This is a genomic window from Mycobacteriales bacterium (assembly GCA_036497565.1).
Classification (GTDB): domain Bacteria; phylum Actinomycetota; class Actinomycetes; order Mycobacteriales; family QHCD01; genus DASXJE01.
The window spans coordinates 1-15,472 of record DASXJE010000115.1; the positions used below are offsets into that span (position 1 = coordinate 1).

The 15,472-nt window shown below is 71.5% G+C and carries 15 protein-coding genes; 6 read left to right on the top strand and 9 right to left on the bottom strand.

What is annotated here, in order from left to right:
- Window positions 1-2,646, bottom strand: a 2,646-nt coding sequence (gene metH, locus VGH85_10055; GenBank protein HEY2174138.1) for a methionine synthase, incomplete at its 3' end; no start/stop codon positions are given.
- A 57-nt stretch (window positions 2,647-2,703) separates the two neighbouring features.
- Between metH and VGH85_10060 the strand changes: the two genes are divergently transcribed.
- Complete coding sequence (locus VGH85_10060) at window positions 2,704-3,564, top strand: PAC2 family protein (GenBank protein ID HEY2174139.1); 861 nt, start codon at window positions 2,704-2,706, stop codon at window positions 3,562-3,564.
- Between the two features lie 17 nt (window positions 3,565-3,581).
- Here VGH85_10060 and mshC read toward each other — a convergent pair whose 3' ends face one another.
- Entirely contained in the window at window positions 3,582-4,805 is a 1,224-nt protein-coding gene (gene mshC / locus VGH85_10065; protein ID HEY2174140.1) for a cysteine--1-D-myo-inosityl 2-amino-2-deoxy-alpha-D-glucopyranoside ligase, read from the bottom strand.
- Between the two features lie 58 nt (window positions 4,806-4,863).
- Between mshC and VGH85_10070 the strand changes: the two genes are divergently transcribed.
- The gene (locus tag VGH85_10070; GenBank protein HEY2174141.1) at window positions 4,864-5,649 is read left to right on the top strand and encodes a class I SAM-dependent methyltransferase; all 786 of its coding nucleotides are present in this window, start codon (window positions 4,864-4,866) and stop codon (window positions 5,647-5,649) included.
- A gap of 9 nt (window positions 5,650-5,658) precedes the next feature.
- On the opposite strand, the gene VGH85_10075 is transcribed toward VGH85_10070, so the two are convergent.
- The 3 genes from VGH85_10075 to VGH85_10085 are packed head-to-tail and all read right to left on the bottom strand — an operon-like array spanning window position 5,659 to window position 7,776.
- On the bottom strand, window positions 5,659-6,423 hold the full coding sequence (locus VGH85_10075) for an SCO1664 family protein (GenBank protein HEY2174142.1): 765 nt from the start codon (window positions 6,421-6,423) through the stop codon (window positions 5,659-5,661).
- 48 nt (window positions 6,424-6,471) lie between these two features.
- Window positions 6,472-7,029 carry a DUF3090 domain-containing protein gene (locus VGH85_10080; GenBank protein ID HEY2174143.1) on the bottom strand — a complete coding sequence of 186 codons (558 nt, stop codon included), beginning with the start codon at window positions 7,027-7,029 and terminating at the stop codon, window positions 6,472-6,474.
- Between the two features lie 45 nt (window positions 7,030-7,074).
- Window positions 7,075-7,776 (bottom strand): histidine phosphatase family protein, encoded by a 702-nt coding sequence (locus VGH85_10085; protein ID HEY2174144.1) that lies wholly within the window; start codon window positions 7,774-7,776, stop codon window positions 7,075-7,077.
- 63 nt (window positions 7,777-7,839) lie between these two features.
- Here VGH85_10085 and VGH85_10090 point away from each other — a divergent pair, with 63 nt between their 5' ends.
- A complete protein-coding gene (locus VGH85_10090; protein HEY2174145.1) occupies window positions 7,840-8,826 on the top strand; it encodes a cation diffusion facilitator family transporter in 987 nt (328 codons plus the stop codon).
- Window positions 8,827-8,948: 122 nt separating this feature from the next.
- Here VGH85_10090 and VGH85_10095 read toward each other — a convergent pair whose 3' ends face one another.
- A complete protein-coding gene (locus VGH85_10095) occupies window positions 8,949-9,314 on the bottom strand; it encodes a VOC family protein (GenBank protein ID HEY2174146.1) in 366 nt (121 codons plus the stop codon).
- 8 nt (window positions 9,315-9,322) lie between these two features.
- On the bottom strand, window positions 9,323-9,775 hold the full coding sequence (locus VGH85_10100) for an SgcJ/EcaC family oxidoreductase (GenBank protein HEY2174147.1): 453 nt from the start codon (window positions 9,773-9,775) through the stop codon (window positions 9,323-9,325).
- Window positions 9,776-9,889: 114 nt separating this feature from the next.
- Here VGH85_10100 and VGH85_10105 point away from each other — a divergent pair, with 114 nt between their 5' ends.
- Window positions 9,890-10,255: a YciI family protein gene (locus VGH85_10105; GenBank protein ID HEY2174148.1), complete on the top strand. Its 366-nt coding sequence runs from the start codon at window positions 9,890-9,892 to the stop codon at window positions 10,253-10,255.
- Here VGH85_10105 and VGH85_10110 read toward each other — a convergent pair.
- Entirely contained in the window at window positions 10,241-11,332 is a 1,092-nt protein-coding gene (locus tag VGH85_10110; protein ID HEY2174149.1) for an LLM class F420-dependent oxidoreductase, read from the bottom strand. The two genes, VGH85_10105 and VGH85_10110, sit on opposite strands and share 15 nt — an antisense overlap.
- Before the next feature lie 75 nt (window positions 11,333-11,407).
- Between VGH85_10110 and VGH85_10115 the strand changes: the two genes are divergently transcribed.
- Complete coding sequence (locus VGH85_10115; GenBank protein ID HEY2174150.1) at window positions 11,408-12,382, top strand: aldo/keto reductase; 975 nt, start codon at window positions 11,408-11,410, stop codon at window positions 12,380-12,382.
- A gap of 41 nt (window positions 12,383-12,423) precedes the next feature.
- Window positions 12,424-14,256: a glycoside hydrolase family 15 protein gene (locus VGH85_10120; GenBank protein ID HEY2174151.1), complete on the top strand. Its 1,833-nt coding sequence runs from the start codon at window positions 12,424-12,426 to the stop codon at window positions 14,254-14,256.
- A gap of 12 nt (window positions 14,257-14,268) precedes the next feature.
- Here VGH85_10120 and VGH85_10125 read toward each other — a convergent pair.
- The coding region (locus tag VGH85_10125; protein HEY2174152.1) for an NAD(P)/FAD-dependent oxidoreductase at window positions 14,269-15,472 on the bottom strand (1,204 nt) is incomplete at its 5' end.

The following is a 15,472-nucleotide window of genomic DNA, read 5'->3' on the forward strand; positions in this document are numbered from 1 at the left end:
GTCGGCGACCTCGAGCTCGCGCGCCTTCGTGGCGACCCGGACCCGGCGCTCCCGCAGTGGCGGCAACGCGGCACCCGGCTCGCCCCGCTTGACCGCCATCACCGCGTCCATCAGCCGCAGTCCCTCGAACGCGTCCTTCGCGTAGCGGACCTGCCCGTCGTACAGCTCGGCCAGGTCGACCTCGACGTAGGAACGCGTCAGCGCCGCACCGCCCAGCAGCACGGGCCAGCTGGACAGGCCTCGGCTGTTGAGCTCCTCGAGGTTCTCCTTCATCACGACGGTGCTCTTCACGAGTAGGCCGCTCATCCCGATCGCGTCCGCCCGATGCTCCTGCGCGGCTTCGACGATCGTCGTGATCGGCTGCTTGATGCCGAGGTTCACCACGGTGTAGCCGTTGTTGCTCAAGATGATGTCGACGAGGTTCTTGCCGATGTCGTGCACGTCGCCCTTGACGGTGGCCAGGACGATGGTGCCCTTGCCGTCGTCGTCGGTCTTCTCCATGTGCGGCTCGAGGTAGGCCACCGCGGTCTTCATCACCTCGGCCGACTGCAACACGAACGGCAGCTGCATCTCACCCTTGCCGAAAAGCTCCCCGACGACCTTCATGCCGGCCAGCAGGGTGTCGTTGATGATCTCCAGCGGGGGCCGGTCCTGCATCGCCTCGTCGAGGTCGGCCTCCAGGCCGTTGCGCTCGCCGTCGATGATCCGCCGCTCCAACCGCTCGGACAGCGGCAGCGCGGCGAGCTCCTCGGCCCGCGACACGCCCGAGGACGCCGCGTCGACGTTCTCGAAGAGGGTCAGGAACCGCGACAGCGGGTCGTAGCCGTCGCGGCGGCGGTCGTAGACGAGGTCGAGCGCGACCTCGCGCTGCTCGTCGGGGATCCGGGAGATCGGCAGGATCTTCGAGGCGTGCACGATCGCCGCGCCCAGACCGGCCCGCTCGCACTCGTGCAGGAACACCGAGTTGAGCACCTGCCGCGCGGCCGGCTTGAGCCCGAAGGAGATGTTGGACAGACCGAGGATGGTCTGCACCTGCGGGTGGGCGGTCTTGATCGCCTCGATGCCCTTGATGGTCTCCAGCCCGTCGCGCCGGCTCTCCTCCTGGCCGGTGGCGAGGGTGAAGGTCAGGCAGTCGACGAGGATGTCGCTCTCGGCCATCCCCCACTCGCCGGTGAGCGAGGTGATCAGCCGGTCGGCGATCGCGGCCTTCTTGTCCGCGGTGCGCGCCTGGCCCTCCTCGTCGATGGTCAGCGCGACGACGGCCGCGCCGTGCTCGCGCACGATCGGCATCACCCGGGCGTAGCGGCTCTCCGGGCCCTCGCCGTCCTCGAAGTTCACCGAGTTGATCGCGCACCGGCCGCCGAGCATCTCCAGGCCGGCCTCGATGACGGGCGGCTCGGTGGAGTCGAGCATCAGCGGCAGGGTCGAGGCGGTCGCGAACCGGCCGGCGACCTCCTTCATGTCCGCGACCCCGTCCCGGCCGACGTAGTCGATGCAGACGTCGAGCAGGTGCGAACCGTCGCGGGTCTGCGCCCGGGCGGTCTCGACGCAGTCCTCCCAGCGTCCCTCGGTCATCGCCGTGCGGAATGCCTTCGAGCCGTTGGCGTTGGTGCGCTCGCCGACCATGAGGATGCTGGTGTCCTGTGCGAACGGGACCGCCTGGTACAGCGAGGCGACGGACGGCTCGTCGTGCGCCCGGCGCCGGGCGGGAGTCAGGTCGTGGACCGCCTCGACGACGGTGGAGATGTGCTCGGGCGTCGTACCGCAGCACCCGCCGACCAGCCGGGCGCCGTAGTCGGTGACGAACGACGACAGCGCGGTCGCCAGCTCGTCCGGGGTGAGCGGGTAGGTCGCGCCGTTGGGGCCGAGCTCGGGCAGGCCGGCGTTGGGCATCACCGACAGGCCGATCGGCGAGTGCCGGGAGAGGTAGCGCAGGTGCTCGCTCATCTCCGCCGGCCCGGTCGCGCAGTTGAGGCCGAGCAGGTCGATGCCGAGCGGTGCGAGCGCGGTGAGCGCGGCGCCGATCTCGCTGCCCAGCAGCATCGTGCCGGTCGTCTCCACGGTCACGTGGGTGATCAGGGGCACCGAGCGGCCGGCCGCGGCCATCGCCCGGCGGGCGCCGATGATGGCGGCCTTGGCCTGCAGCAGGTCCTGGCAGGTCTCGACCAGGACGGCGTCGACCCCGCCGGCGAGCAGGCCGGTCACCTGCTCGAGGTAGGCGTCGCGCAGGGCGGCGTACGGCGCGTGGCCGAGGGTCGGGAGCTTGGTCCCCGGGCCCACCGACCCGATCACCCAGCGCGGCCGGTCGGCGGTCGACGCCTCGGCCGCCGCCTCCGCGGCGAGCCGGGCACCCGCCTCGGCGAGCTCGCGGATCCGGGCCTCGATGCCGTATTCGGCGAGGTTCGCGAGGTTGGCGCCGAAGGTGTTTGTCTCGACCGCGTCGCTGCCCGCTGCGAAGTACGCCCGGTGGACATCCCGGACGACGTCCGGGCGGGTCACGTTGAGGATCTCGTTGCAGCCCTCGAGGCCGTCGAAGTCGTCCAGGCTCAGGTCCGCGGCCTGCAGCATCGTGCCCATTGCGCCGTCCGCCACCAGGACACGCGCGTTCAGGGCAGCAAGAAAGGGGGACTCCGGACGGCTCGACATGCCCGCCAGCCTACCGGCGCGGCCAATCTGGGCGGCGCTGCGACGTAGGCTGGCCCGGTGAGCGATCTCGAGGTCTTCCCGGAGCTGCACGATCCGGTCGTCGTCGGCGCGTTCGAAGGCTGGAACGACGCCGGCGACGCGGCGACGTCAGCGGTCGAACATCTCGAGCTGATCTGGGACGCCCGGCCGCTCGCGGCGATCGACCCGGACGACTACTACGACTTCCAGGTCAACCGGCCCACCGTGTCGATGGTGGACGGCGTCACCCGCCGGCTGTCGTGGCCGACGACCCGCTTCTCGGTCTGCCGGCCGGCCGACGCGGGGCGCGACATCATCCTCATGCGCGGGATCGAGCCCAACATGCGGTGGCGCGCGTTCTGCGAGGAGGTCCTCGACATCTACCGCGAGCTCGGGGTCGAGACGGTGCTCGGCCTTGGCGCGCTGCTCGCCGACACCCCGCACACCCGCCCGGTCCCGGTCACCGGGTCCGCCTACGACGGCGCGTCCGCCACCCGCTACGGGCTCGAGCAGTCCCGCTACGAGGGGCCGACCGGGATCCTCGGGGTCTGGCAGGACGCCTGCGTGCGCGCCGGGATCCCGGCCATCACGTTCTGGGCGGCGCTGCCGCACTACGTGTCCCAGGCGCCGCACCCCAAGGCGACGCTCGCGCTGCTGCACCGGGTCGAGGAGGTACTCGACGTACCGGTGCCGCTCGGCGCGCTGCCCGATCAGGCCGACGACTGGCAGCGGCTCGTCGACGAGATGGCCGGCGAGGACGACGAGGTCACCGAATACGTGCGGGCGCTGGAGGAGAAGGCCGAGGACGCCGACCTCGCCCACACCAGCGGCGAGACCATCGCCCGGGAGTTCGAGCGTTACCTGCGCCGGCGGGGTCCCGGCGGTCCGACCAAGGGCTGACCGCACCACCGGTCGGCTCAGAGCGCGACCCCGAGCAGGCCGTCGACGAGGTCACGGACCAGGCCCGGCGCGGTCGGGTCATCTCCCCCGGCGCGCAGCGCCTCGGCCACCCAGTCGTCGACGGCCGACAGTGCCCCGGGCGTATCGAGGTCGTCGGCGAGGCGTCCGCGTACGTCCGCGAGCAGGGGAAGGGCGGACGGCGCCGCGGCGAGATCGACGGCCCGGCGCCAGGTGGCGAGCCGGTCCTTCGCCTCGTCGACCCGCGCCGGCGACCACTCGTGATCGGCGCGGTAGTGGTCGGCCAGCAGAGCGAGGCGGACCACGGCGGGGTCGTTGTCCGCCCGGAGTCGGTGGACGAAGACGAGGTTCCCGCGGCTCTTCGACATCTTCTCGCCGTCGAGCCCGACCATGCCGACGTGGACGTAGTGCTCGGCGAACGGCCATTCGCCGGTGAGGGTCTCCGCGTGCGCGGCGGTCATCTCGTGGTGCGGGAAGATCAGATCCCGTCCCCCGCCCTGCACGTCGAAACGGGTGCCCAGCCGGTTGAGCGCGATGGACGCGCACTCGATGTGCCAGCCGGGCCGGCCCGCCCCCAGCACGCTGTTCCAGGACGGCGACCCGTCCTCCGCGGCCCGCCACAGCGCCGGGTCGAGCGGATTCTTCTTGCCCGGACGCTCCGGATCACCGCCGTTCTCGGCCGAGAGCCGCCACATCGTGTCGGCATCGAGCGAGGACTCGTAACCGAACCGCGGGTCGGCGTCGACCGAGAAGTAGACGTCGTCGCCCACCCGGTAGGCCGCATCCTGGTCGAGCAGGGCGACGACCCGCTCGACGATCTCCGGGATCGCCTCGACCGCACCGACGAAGAAGGTCGGCGGCAGGATCCGCAGCGCCGCCATGTCCTCCCGCAGCAACTCGGTCTCCCGCTCGGCGAGCTTCGTCCAGTCCTCGCCGTCGCGGTCGGCGCGTTCCAGCAGCGGGTCGTCGACGTCGGTGACGTTCTGCACGTAGTCCACTTCGTGGCCGGCGTCGAGCCACATCCGGTGGACGAGGTCGAAGGTGAGGAAGGTCACCGCGTGCCCGAGGTGGGTGGCGTCGTACGGCGTGATGCCGCAGACATACATGCGTGCCTTCGGCCCCGCGGCGGTCTCGCGCACCTCGCCGCGGGCCGTGTCGAACAGACGCAGTCGGACACCCTCGCCGGGCAGACGGGGCACCGCTGGCCCGGGCCAGGACCGCATGGCCTGCACCCTACCGAGCGGTCCCCATCGGCCCGCCGACGCCTCGTAGGGTGAACCGGTGTTCGACCTGACGACGCTGGCCCTTCCCGACAGTCTCGCCCGCCTCCGCCCGCTGCTGCCGGACCCACCGGCCCGGGTGCTGGAGGTGGGCTGCGGGCGCGGGGCACTCGCCGCCGAACTCGGCCGGCTGGGCTGGCAGGTCACCGGGGTCGAACCCGACGAGGAGGCGGCGGCGCTGGCGGCGAAGCGCGGCGTCGACGTGCTCCCCGTGCCGTTGGCGGAGGTCGCGGCGACCGGCTTCGACGTCGTGCTCTTCACCCGCTCGCTGCATCACCTACCGGACCTCGACGCGACCCTCGCCGATGCCGCCGGCCGGCTCCGCGCGGGCGGCGTGGTGGTCCTCGAGGAGTTCGCGCGGGAACGGGTCGACGCGGCGGCGGCCGCGTTCCTCTACGACGCGGTCGCCGTACTCGGCGCGGCCGGCATGGCGGACGACGAATCGGCGCACCCGCACCACGCAGCGCACGCCGGCCATGCCGAACACGTGGCGCATCCGGACGAGGCCGACCCGCTGCGGCGCTGGCAGCGCGACCGCGGCGAGCTGTCCGACGAGCCGCTGCACACCGGCGCGGCGATCCTGGCCGGCCTCGCCACCCTGGGTCGCCCGAGCGCAGTCGACCGGCACGAATCGCTGTGGCGCATCGTCACGTCGCGCCTCACCGGGCCCGACGAGGAGGTCGCCGCGCGGGTCGCGGGGGAACTGCGGCGCATCGAGCGCCGGCGGATCGCCGACGGCAGTCTGCCGGCGATCGGGTTCGTCACCTCGGCCCGGGTGACCGACTGAGGAGTCGACTCAGAACGGGGGCCAGGGCACGGCCGGCCAGTCGCCCGAGGGCTCGGGGTGCCGGCCGGTCGACAGCAGCGTCTCGACCCGGCGGATCGTCCGGGCGACCTCGCGCCTGGTCAGCAGACCGCGCAGCACGTCGCCCAACTCGCCCTCGAGCTCGGCACGCAGCCGCGAGAGGGTGTCGACCGCCTCGTCGGTGAGGCGGTCACCGGCCCAGCCCCACAGCAGGGTGCGCAGCTTGTCGTCGGTGGAGAAGCAGACGCCGTGGTCGACCCCGAACACATGGCCGTCGGGCATCGGGATCAGGTGGCCACCCTTGCGGTCGGCGTTGTTGATGACGGCGTCGAAGATCGCCATCCGGCGCAGCGCCGGCTCGTCGGTGCGGACCAGCCGGGCCAGGTCGACGGTCTCGTCGCCCTCCACCCACAGCTGCACCATGCCCGGCCCGAGCGGGCCGTCCCGCAGCACCGTGGGCGGGACCACTTCCCAGCCGGTCGCCGCGGAGACGGCGTACGCCGCGACCTCGCGCTCGGCCAGCGTCCCGTCCGGGAAGTCCCAGAGCGGCCGCTCACCGCGGATCGGCTTGTAGACGCACCCCACCGTCAACTCCGCACAGGACAACGTGCAGTAGAGGGTGACGTTGCTGGCCTCGACCAACCGACCCTCGACCTCGAGCTGACCTTCGGCGAGCGCGGCGAGCGCGGAGTCGACGTCGGTGGCCAGACCGTGCGGGCCGTCGCCGGAGGGTTGCGGCGGTACCGGCTCGCTCACCACATCACCCCGCTCACGCCTCGGCTGCTGTCGCCCGGTCCGGTCCCGTCAGCGACGGTAGCCATTCTGGCGCGGGCAGATGTGCCCGTCGGCATCGAGGGGCATTCCGCACAGCGGGCAGGGCGGGCGCCCGGCCGCCAGCACCCGCCGGGCCCGCTCGATGAAGGCGCGGGCGGCGTCCGCCGTGATCCGCACCCGGAGCGCGTCCGGGCCCTCGTCGACGTCCTCGAGGATCGTCGCCTCGTCCACCGGCTCCTCGGTCGCGGCCTGGGCCTCGACCACGATGCGTTCGCCGTCGGCGTCCCAGGCGAGCCCCATCGCGCCGACCCGGAACTGCTCGTCGAGCGGAGTGTCGAGCGGAGCCATGTCCTGGACGGTCGCCGGCACGACCTCGTCCTCCTCGGGCTCGCCGCTGCGCCGGCGTACCTCGGCGAGCAGCTCCTCGAGGCGGTCGGCGAGCACCGTCACCTGGACCTTCTCCAAGGCGACACTCACCGTCTGACCGCCGCCGCTGGCCTGCAGGAAGAACGTCCGCTCACCGGGCTGACCCACCGTGCCCGCGACGAAGCGGTCCGGGGGGTCGAAGACGAAGACCTGGCGTTCCATGCCCCTGAGCCTATTCGAGGCGCCGACGAGACCGTATTCGGTCGGCTACTGCGTCGCGTCCGGCGTGCCGCCGCCGACGACGGCGTCGCTCGACGTCTTACGCCGGCGACGCCGCTTCGGCGGGATCAGAGCGGACACGTCGCCGCCGGTGTCGTTGACCCGCACCACGAACGGTCTGGTGTCGGTGTAGTGGATCACCGAGACGGAGCAGGGGTCGACCATGATCCGCTGGAAGAGGTCGAGGTGCAGCCCGAGCGCGTCGGCGATCACGGCCTTGATGACGTCGCCGTGGCTGCACAGGACGTAGGTGGCGTCCGCGCCCAGCCGGTTGTTCCAGTCGCGCACGGCCGCCACCGCGCGCACCTGAGCCCCGGACAGCGGCTCGCCGCCGTCCCCCGGGAAGACCGCCGCCGAGGGGTGCTGCTGCACGACCTTCCACAGTGGATCCTTGGCCAACTTCTTGATGGGCTGCCCGGTCCAGTCGCCGTAGCGCACCTCGCCGAGCCGCTCGTCGGTCTGCACCGCGAGATCGTCGCGACCGGCGGCGAGGGCGGTCGCGGTCTCCTGGCAGCGGTCCAGCGGGCTGGCGACGACGGCCGCCAGTGGCACCGGACGCAGGCGGTCGGCAAGCGTCTGCGCCTGGGCCCGGCCGGTGTCGTCGAGGTGGACACCCGGGGTCCAGCCGGCGAGGACGCCGCCGGTGTTCGCCGCGGTGCGGCCGTGCCGAACGAGCAGGACGGTGGTCACGGCTCCCGACCCTAGTGACAAGCTGGAGCGGGCCGGGACAGCGGGATGAGGACGGGACATCGGATGGCGGAGGAGAGCAGGTCGACGGTGCTCGTCGCGCTCGCGACGAACACCGTCATCGCGCTCGCCAAGATCGCGGCCGGCGTACTCGGCGGGTCGAGCGCCATGCTCGCCGAGGGCGCGCACTCGGTGGCGGACACGTTCAACGAGGTCTTCCTGCTCACCTCCCTGCACAAGAGCGCCCGACCGCCCGACGACACGCACCCGTTCGGATACGGCAAGGAGCGGTTCTTCTGGTCCCTGCTCGCCGCCATCGGGATCTTCGTCTCCGGCTCGGTGTTCTCCCTCTACCAGGGAATTACCGGGCTGCTGCACGGCGGTGAGGAGACCGACGCGCTGCTCTCCTACATCGTGCTGGCGGCCGCGTTCGTCGCCGAGGGAACCTCGTTCCTGAAGGCGTGGAACCAGCTACGCGGCGAGGCACGCCGCAGCAACCGCGGGGTGTGGGACCACATCAAGCGCAGCACCGACCCGACCGTCAAGACCGTGGCGTCGGAGGACTCCGCCGCCCTGGTGGGGCTGGTGCTCGCGGCCCTGGGCGTCGGGCTTCATCAGCTCACCGGCCAGTCGGTGTGGGACTCGGCTGCCGCGATCGCGATCGGCGTACTCCTGGCGGTCGTGGCGTTCTTCCTCGGCCGGGACACCAAGGAAATGCTGATCGGCGAAGCCGTCGATCCGGAGCTTCGGGCCGAACTCATGCAGGAGCTGGAGTCGTTCCCGGAGGTGGACGCGGTGGTCGACCTGCTCAGCATGAGACTCGGGCCGGAGGACAGCCTGCTCGCCGTACGGCTGGACCTCGTCGACGGGCTGAGCTCCGACGAGGTCGAGCGGGTCAGCAGCCGCATCGACCGGGAGCTGCAGACCCGCCACCCCGAGATCACGCAGGTGTTCCTGGACGCGACCCGTGCGTCGGCCCGGCAACGCAGCGAGGCGTACGAACGCGGCGAGGAGCGCCAACGCCACGAGGCCGAGCACCTGACCGAGGAGTGACGCCGGTCTCGGTGCTGCTGGACAGAACCCGCCGCCGGACAAAACCCACTAGTAGTGGGTTTTGGACGTCCGGCACGGCGTGTCGTGGACCAAAACCCACTAGTAGTGGGTTTGTCCACGGGTCAGTCCTGCTGGAGTACGGCGAGGAAGTTACCGGCGGGGTCCTTGAACCAGGCGATCAGCGGACCGCCGTGGCGCATGATCCCCTTCGCGTCGGTGCTGTCGTGGATCTCGAACTGCACGCCACGCGCGGTGAGTTCGTCCACCGCCGACTCGATGTCCCCGACCGGGAAGTTGAGGATGGTGTACGTCGCCGGCGTGTGGTCCTGCTTGGGATAGACGAGCGTGTCGCGGTCGCCGGCGATGTGCAGATGGAGCATGCCGTGCTCTTCCGATACGCGAATCCCCAAGGTGTCGCCGTAGAACTGTTTGGCGCGGGCGATGTCGTCGACGGAGAAACCGCTGAATGCCTTGGTGTGCTCGAACATGGTGCTCCTTATGGCTTGAGGTCGAGGGCGGCCCGGAAGCTGCCGTCCATGTAGAACGGAGTGGACTTGTGCTCGTGCGCGATCAGCCACGCGCCGTCGACCTTGCGCAGGCACACGGTGGCGCGGAACCACAGCTCGAACGGCTCGGGCACGCCGTGCGGCGTGGCGGTGAGCCGGTTGAGGCTGTGGCAGAAGGCGAGGTCCTCCCCCGCGGTCACGGACAGGTCCCGGATCTCGTAGTCGACCGGACCGTCGAAGGTGGAAAACCAGGCCTGCAGCCCGTTCGCGTCGTGCACCTCGGGGCCGGAGTGCTGCAGCGGCGGCGCGAGGTCGAAGTTCACCGCATCCGGGGTGTAGCGCGAAACGATCCGCTCGGCGTCTCCGGCCCTCATCGCGGTGACCCACTCGGCCATCATCTCGCGGATCCGCGCCTCGTCCTGCGTCTGTTCCGTGGTGGTCATGATGTCCTCCTCGGCGTCCGCACCCCCTGCGGGCGCGACTCACAGGGGTGTCGAAGCCACCGATCGGAATTCGACACACGCCGTGCCAGGATGTCGGAGAGCTGAGGAGGAACGGTGAAATTCGTGGTCCTGATCTACAGCAACCCGGCATCCCGGGAGATCTGGGAGGGCTTCTCCGATGCCCAGCGCTCCGAGGGTCTCGATTACTACGCCGGTCTCCGTGAGGATCTCGCCGCCTCCGGTGAACTGATCGCGTCGGCCGCTCTGGCCGATCCGTCGTCGGGCAAGCGGGTCGCGGTGAGCGAGGGCCGTACGACGGCGACCGACGGGCCGTTCGCCGAGGTGAAGGAGCACCTCGCCGGCTTCTTTCTGCTCGACTGCGACAACGTCGAGCAGGCGGTCGAATCCGCGGCGCGGATGCCCGAGGCCGCGCTGGGCCTGGTCGAGGTGCGGCCGGTCCGGGAGCTAAGTGACTTTTGAGCGCTCCAGGGCCGCGGCGGCGGTCCGCAGCGCCGCGACCCGCTCGTCGAAGGACGCACCGTGCGGGCTCAGCGACAACGTGGTGACCCCGCACTCGGCGTAAGCCTGCATCCGCTCGGCGATCCGTTCGAGCGGTCCGAGCAGTGCCGTCGCGTCGAGGAACTCCTGCGGTACGGCGGCCGCCGCACCGTCGTAGTCGCGGGCGAGGTAACGGTCCTGGATCTGCTCGGCGGCCTGCTCGAACCCGATCCGGCGGGCCGCCTGGTTGTAGAAGTTGTCCGTCCTCGTGCCCATCCCGCCGAGGTACAGCGCGGCGTAAGCCCGCACGCGGTCGCCGGCCGCGGCGACGTCGTCGTGGACCGACAGCGGCACCGTCGGTACGACGTCGAAGCCGGCCATCGTGCGGTCCGCCCACGCCCGCCCCTCCGCGATCGTCGCGAGGTCGCCCGCGGCATGCTCCGGCGACAGGAACAGCGCCAGCCACCCGTCGGCGACCTCACCGGTCAGCCGCAGGTTCTTCGGTCCCATCGCGGCGAGGTAGATCGGCAGGTGCTCGCGGTAGGGGCGCATGGTCAGGCGCAGGGACTTGCCCGGCCCGTCGGGTAGCGGCAACTGGTAATGCCGGCCGGTGTGGGACAGGCGTTCCCCGTGCAGGATCTGCCGGACGATGGCGACGTACTCGCGGGTGCGACCCACCGGCGCGTCGAAGCGCACCCCGTGCCAGCCCTCGGACACCTGCGGGCCGGAGACCCCCAGCCCCAGGCGGAACCGGCCGGCGGACAGCGTGTCGAGCGTCGCCGCGGTCATCGCGGTCGCGGCCGGCGACCGCGCGGGGATCTGCATGACCGCGCTACCGACGTCGATCCGCGGTGTCTGGGCGGCGATCCAGGCGAGCACGGTCGGAGAGTCCGACCCGTAGGCCTCGGCCGCCCAGACGACGGAGAACCCCAGCCGGTCGGCCTCGACGGCGAGGGCGAGATTCTCCACGCCCGATCCGGCGCTCCAGTAGCCGAGATTGAGTCCCAGCCGCATGCCGCTCCCCACCGTCGGCCCGGGAACGCCGACCCGTGCCGTCACCCTAGCCGTCCTCCCCGCGCTGCTCCCTGCGTGCCGGTACGTTTGCCCGACATCTCGAGCGGGAGGACCGACGGCATGGAGGAACGCGCGCTCGGCCGTAGCGGTCTGGTCGTATCCCGGCTCGGGCTCGGCACCATGACCTGGGGCCGGGACACCCGCGAGGACGACGCCGCCGCGCAACTGACGACGTTCCGCGACGCCGGCGGAACCCTGGTCGACACCGCCGACGTCTACGCCGGCGGCGAGAGCGAGCAGCTGCTCGGCCGGCTCCTCGACCACGTCGTACCCCGTGACGAGATCGTCCTGGCCACCAAGGCGCACGGCCGCACCGGGCCCGGGGCGATGGGCCGCGGCTCCTCCCGCGGGCACCTGCTGTCCGCCCTGGATGCCTCGCTGGATCGGCTCGGCACCGACCATGTGGAGCTGTGGCAACTGCACTCCTGGGACGACGCGACCCCGCTGGAGGAGACCCTGGCCGCGCTCGACACCGCGGTGGCCAGCGGCCGGGCGCACTACGCCGGCGTCTCCAACTTCTGCGGCTGGCAGACCGCGGCCGCCGCAACCTGGCAGCGTTCGGCCGGACCTGGCCGGGCGCCGATCGTCGCCAACCAGGTGGAGTACTCCCTGCTGCAGCGCGGGATCGAACGCGAGGTGGTGGCCGCGTGCCGGCACACCGGCGTCGGGCTGTTGCCCTGGTCGCCGTTGGGGCGGGGGGTCCTCACCGGCAAATATCGCAGCGGGTCGCCCTCGGACTCCCGGGGAGCCTCCGACCACTTCTCGGATTTCGTCGCCCCGTTCCTCTCCGATGACGCATCCCGCGTCGTGGAGGCGGTGATCACCGCCGCCGAAGGTCTCGGTACGTCGCCCCTGGTCGTGGCCCTCGCCTGGGTCCGCGACCGACCGGGTGTCGTCGCCCCGATCCTCGGCGCCCGCACGGTGGGACAGCTCGTCGGTTCCCTCGCCGCCGAGACGGTCACGCTGCCGGAGGAGATCCGCCGTGCGCTCGATGACATCTCGGCCCCGCCGACCGGATACCCCGAGAGTCGCTGATCGGGCCACCGGGCCGGATACCGTAGATCCCGGGGGTTGCCATGAGCACCGTCGCGATCGCAGACCACGCACTGCTCTCCAACTGTCACTCGGCCGCGCTCGTCACCACCGGCGGCTCGGTCGACTGGCTGTGCTTCCCCCGCTTCGACAGCCCATCCGTCTTCGCCCGCATCCTCGACGACGAGGCCGGTCACTGGTCGATCCGGCCGTCGGGTGCCTACGAGTCGAGGCGTGCCTACGCCGCAAGCAGCCTCGTGCTCGAGACCACCTTCACGACCGCAGGCGGAACCGCAGTGCTCACCGACGCACTCGCGGTGGGCCAGGACAACCACGGCCACCAACTCGGTGCCGGTGCGCCCAACCTGCTGCTGCGGTCGGTGTCCTGCACCCACGGCACCGTCGACATCGACGTGGAATACGCCCCACGCCCCGAGTACGGCATCGTCGTCCCGTTGCTCAGCTCCGTCGCCGGCGGCGTCACCGCACGGGGCGGCGCGGAATGGTTGGTGCTCTCCTCCCCCGTCGACCTGACCCTCGACCGATCGGTCGCGCGCTGCCGGGCAACCCTCCGGGCCGGCGACACGATCGCCTTCGCGCTGCACCGTTCGACGCTCGAGGAGGCACCAGCCCACGTTTGGACGCCGGCCGAGATCGCCAAACGCATCGCCGGCACCGTCGCCGCCTGGCAGTCGTGGTCGGACCTGCATCAGAGTTACGACGGCCCGTGGCGCGACCTGGTGCACCAGAGCGGACGCGTACTGCAGGGACTCACCTTCCAGCCCAGCGGCGCGATCGTCGCCGCGGCCACCACCTCACTGCCGGAAGGCGTAGGCGGCGAACGCAACTGGGACTACCGCTTCTCCTGGGTCCGCGACGCCAGCTTCACCATGGAGGCGCTGTGGGTCGCCGCGTGTCCAGACGAGGCCGGCAACTTCTTCGCGTTCATGACCACCGCTGCCGCCAGCTCGGTCGCCGTCGCGAAGCCGCTGCAGATCATGTTCGGCGTCGGCGGCGAACACGACCTGTCCGAACGCGAGCTGAGCCATCTCGCCGGGTGGCGCGACAGCCGACCGGTCCGGGTCGGCAACGGGGCGTGGAGCCAGCAACAGGTCGACGTCTACGGCGAGCTGCTCGGCGCCGCACACCGGCTGGCATACCAGCTCACCGAGATCGACCCGGACATGCGCAACTTCCTGGTCGCCCTCGCCGACACCGCCGCAGTGCGCTGGCGGGAGCCCGACCAGGGCATCTGGGAGGTGCGCGGGAAGCCGCAGCACTTCCTCTACTCCAAGCTGATGTGCTGGGTCGCTCTCGACCGCGCCGTCAGTCTCGCCGGGCGGCTGGACGCCACCGACAAAGTGCCGGGCTGGAGATCGGTGCAGGACGAGATCCACGAGGCGGTGCTCCGCGACGGGTGGAACGAGGAGGTCGGCGCCTTCACGCAGTACTTCGGGTCCGCCGGGCTCGACGCGTCCAACCTGATGATGCCGATCGTCGGGTTCCTGCCCGCCGACGACCCGCGGATGCTCGCGACGATCGACGCCATCGAGCAGCGGCTGACCGACGACCGTGGGCTGGTCTACCGCTACCTCACCGAGGGCGGTGTCGACGGGCTGGCCGGCGAGGAGGGCACCTTCCTGCTCTGCACCTTCCTGCTCGCGCAGGCGCTCGCGATGGCCGGTCGGCCCGACCGGGCGCGGGCGGTCTTCGCCCGGGCCGCGGCCTTCGCGAACGACGTCGGCCTGCTCGCCGAGGAGATCGACCCGGCCACCGGCGAGCTGCTCGGCAACTTCCCGCAGGCGTTCAGCCACATCGGTCTGGTCAACGCCGCCTGGGCGATCGCCGAGGCGGAGCGCCGTACGACGTCCGCCTGACGACGCAGCTGCTCAGATGCCGTAGGCCTCGAGCATGTGCAGCCACACCTCGCTGACCGTCGGGAACGCGGGTACGGCGTGCGCGAGCTGATCGAGGGTGACCTCTGCGGCGATGGCGACGGTCGCCGAGTGCAGCAGCTCCTGCACGTCGGGCCCGGTGAAGGTCGCGCCGACGACGACCCGGCGATCGTCGTCGACCAGGAGCTGGCTGGTGCCGGCGATGCCGTTGCCGCGTACGTAGGCGCCGGGCACTCCCCCGGTCGGATACCGCAACGGACGCACGTTCAGTCCACGCTCGCGCGCCTGCGCCTCGGTGGGCCCGACCGCACAGACCTGCGGGTCGGTGAAGGTGACCCGGGTCAGGATGTCGGAGCTCGCCCGGTCGGTGATGTCCTTGCCGAGGATGTTGTCGGCCGCGATCCGCGCGTGGTACTTGCCCATGTGGGTGAACAGCGCCCGCCCGTTGCAGTCGCCGATGGCGTAGAGCCACTCGCCCGGTACGCCGACCGCGCGCATCCGGTCGTCGACGGTGACGGAGCGTCCGGGTTCGAGCCCCACGACGTCGAGGCCGATGTCGGCGGTGGTCGGCCGACGACCGACCGCGACGAGGATCTCGTCGCCCTCGAGCTGCCGGCCGTCGTCCAGCGTGGCCCGCACGGGTCCGTCGTCGCCGGAACGCTGCACCGCCGACATGCGAGCGCCGGTGAGGACCGTGATCTGCTCGGCCTCGAACGCCGCCCGCACCTCCTCGCTCGCAAAGGGCTCCTCGCGGGCCAGCAACCGGTCCATGCCCTCGACCACGGTGACCTGGTCGCTGCCGAGCCGCCGGTAGGCCTGGGCCATCTCGCACCCGATCGCGCCGCCACCGAGCACGATCAACCGGCCGGGCACCTCCTTCGCCGAGGTGATGTCGCGGTTGTCCCACGGGCGGCTCTCCCGGAGTCCGTCGATGGGGGGTATCGCCGCTCTGGTCCCGGTCGCGAGGATGACCCCCCGCCGGACCCGCAGCGTCTCGGTCGACCCGTCGGGTGCGGTCACCTCGACCGTGCGTTCGCCGGTGAGCCGGCCCTGCCCCCGCACCAGTCTGACCCCGCGCTCCTGCAGCCAGGGCAGCTGTCCGTCGTCGGTCCAGTTGCTGGTCATGTAGTCGCGCTGGGCGAAGGCGGCCCGCGCGTCGACGCCGCCGGTCACCGCCTCCGCCGCGCCCGGTGCCCGG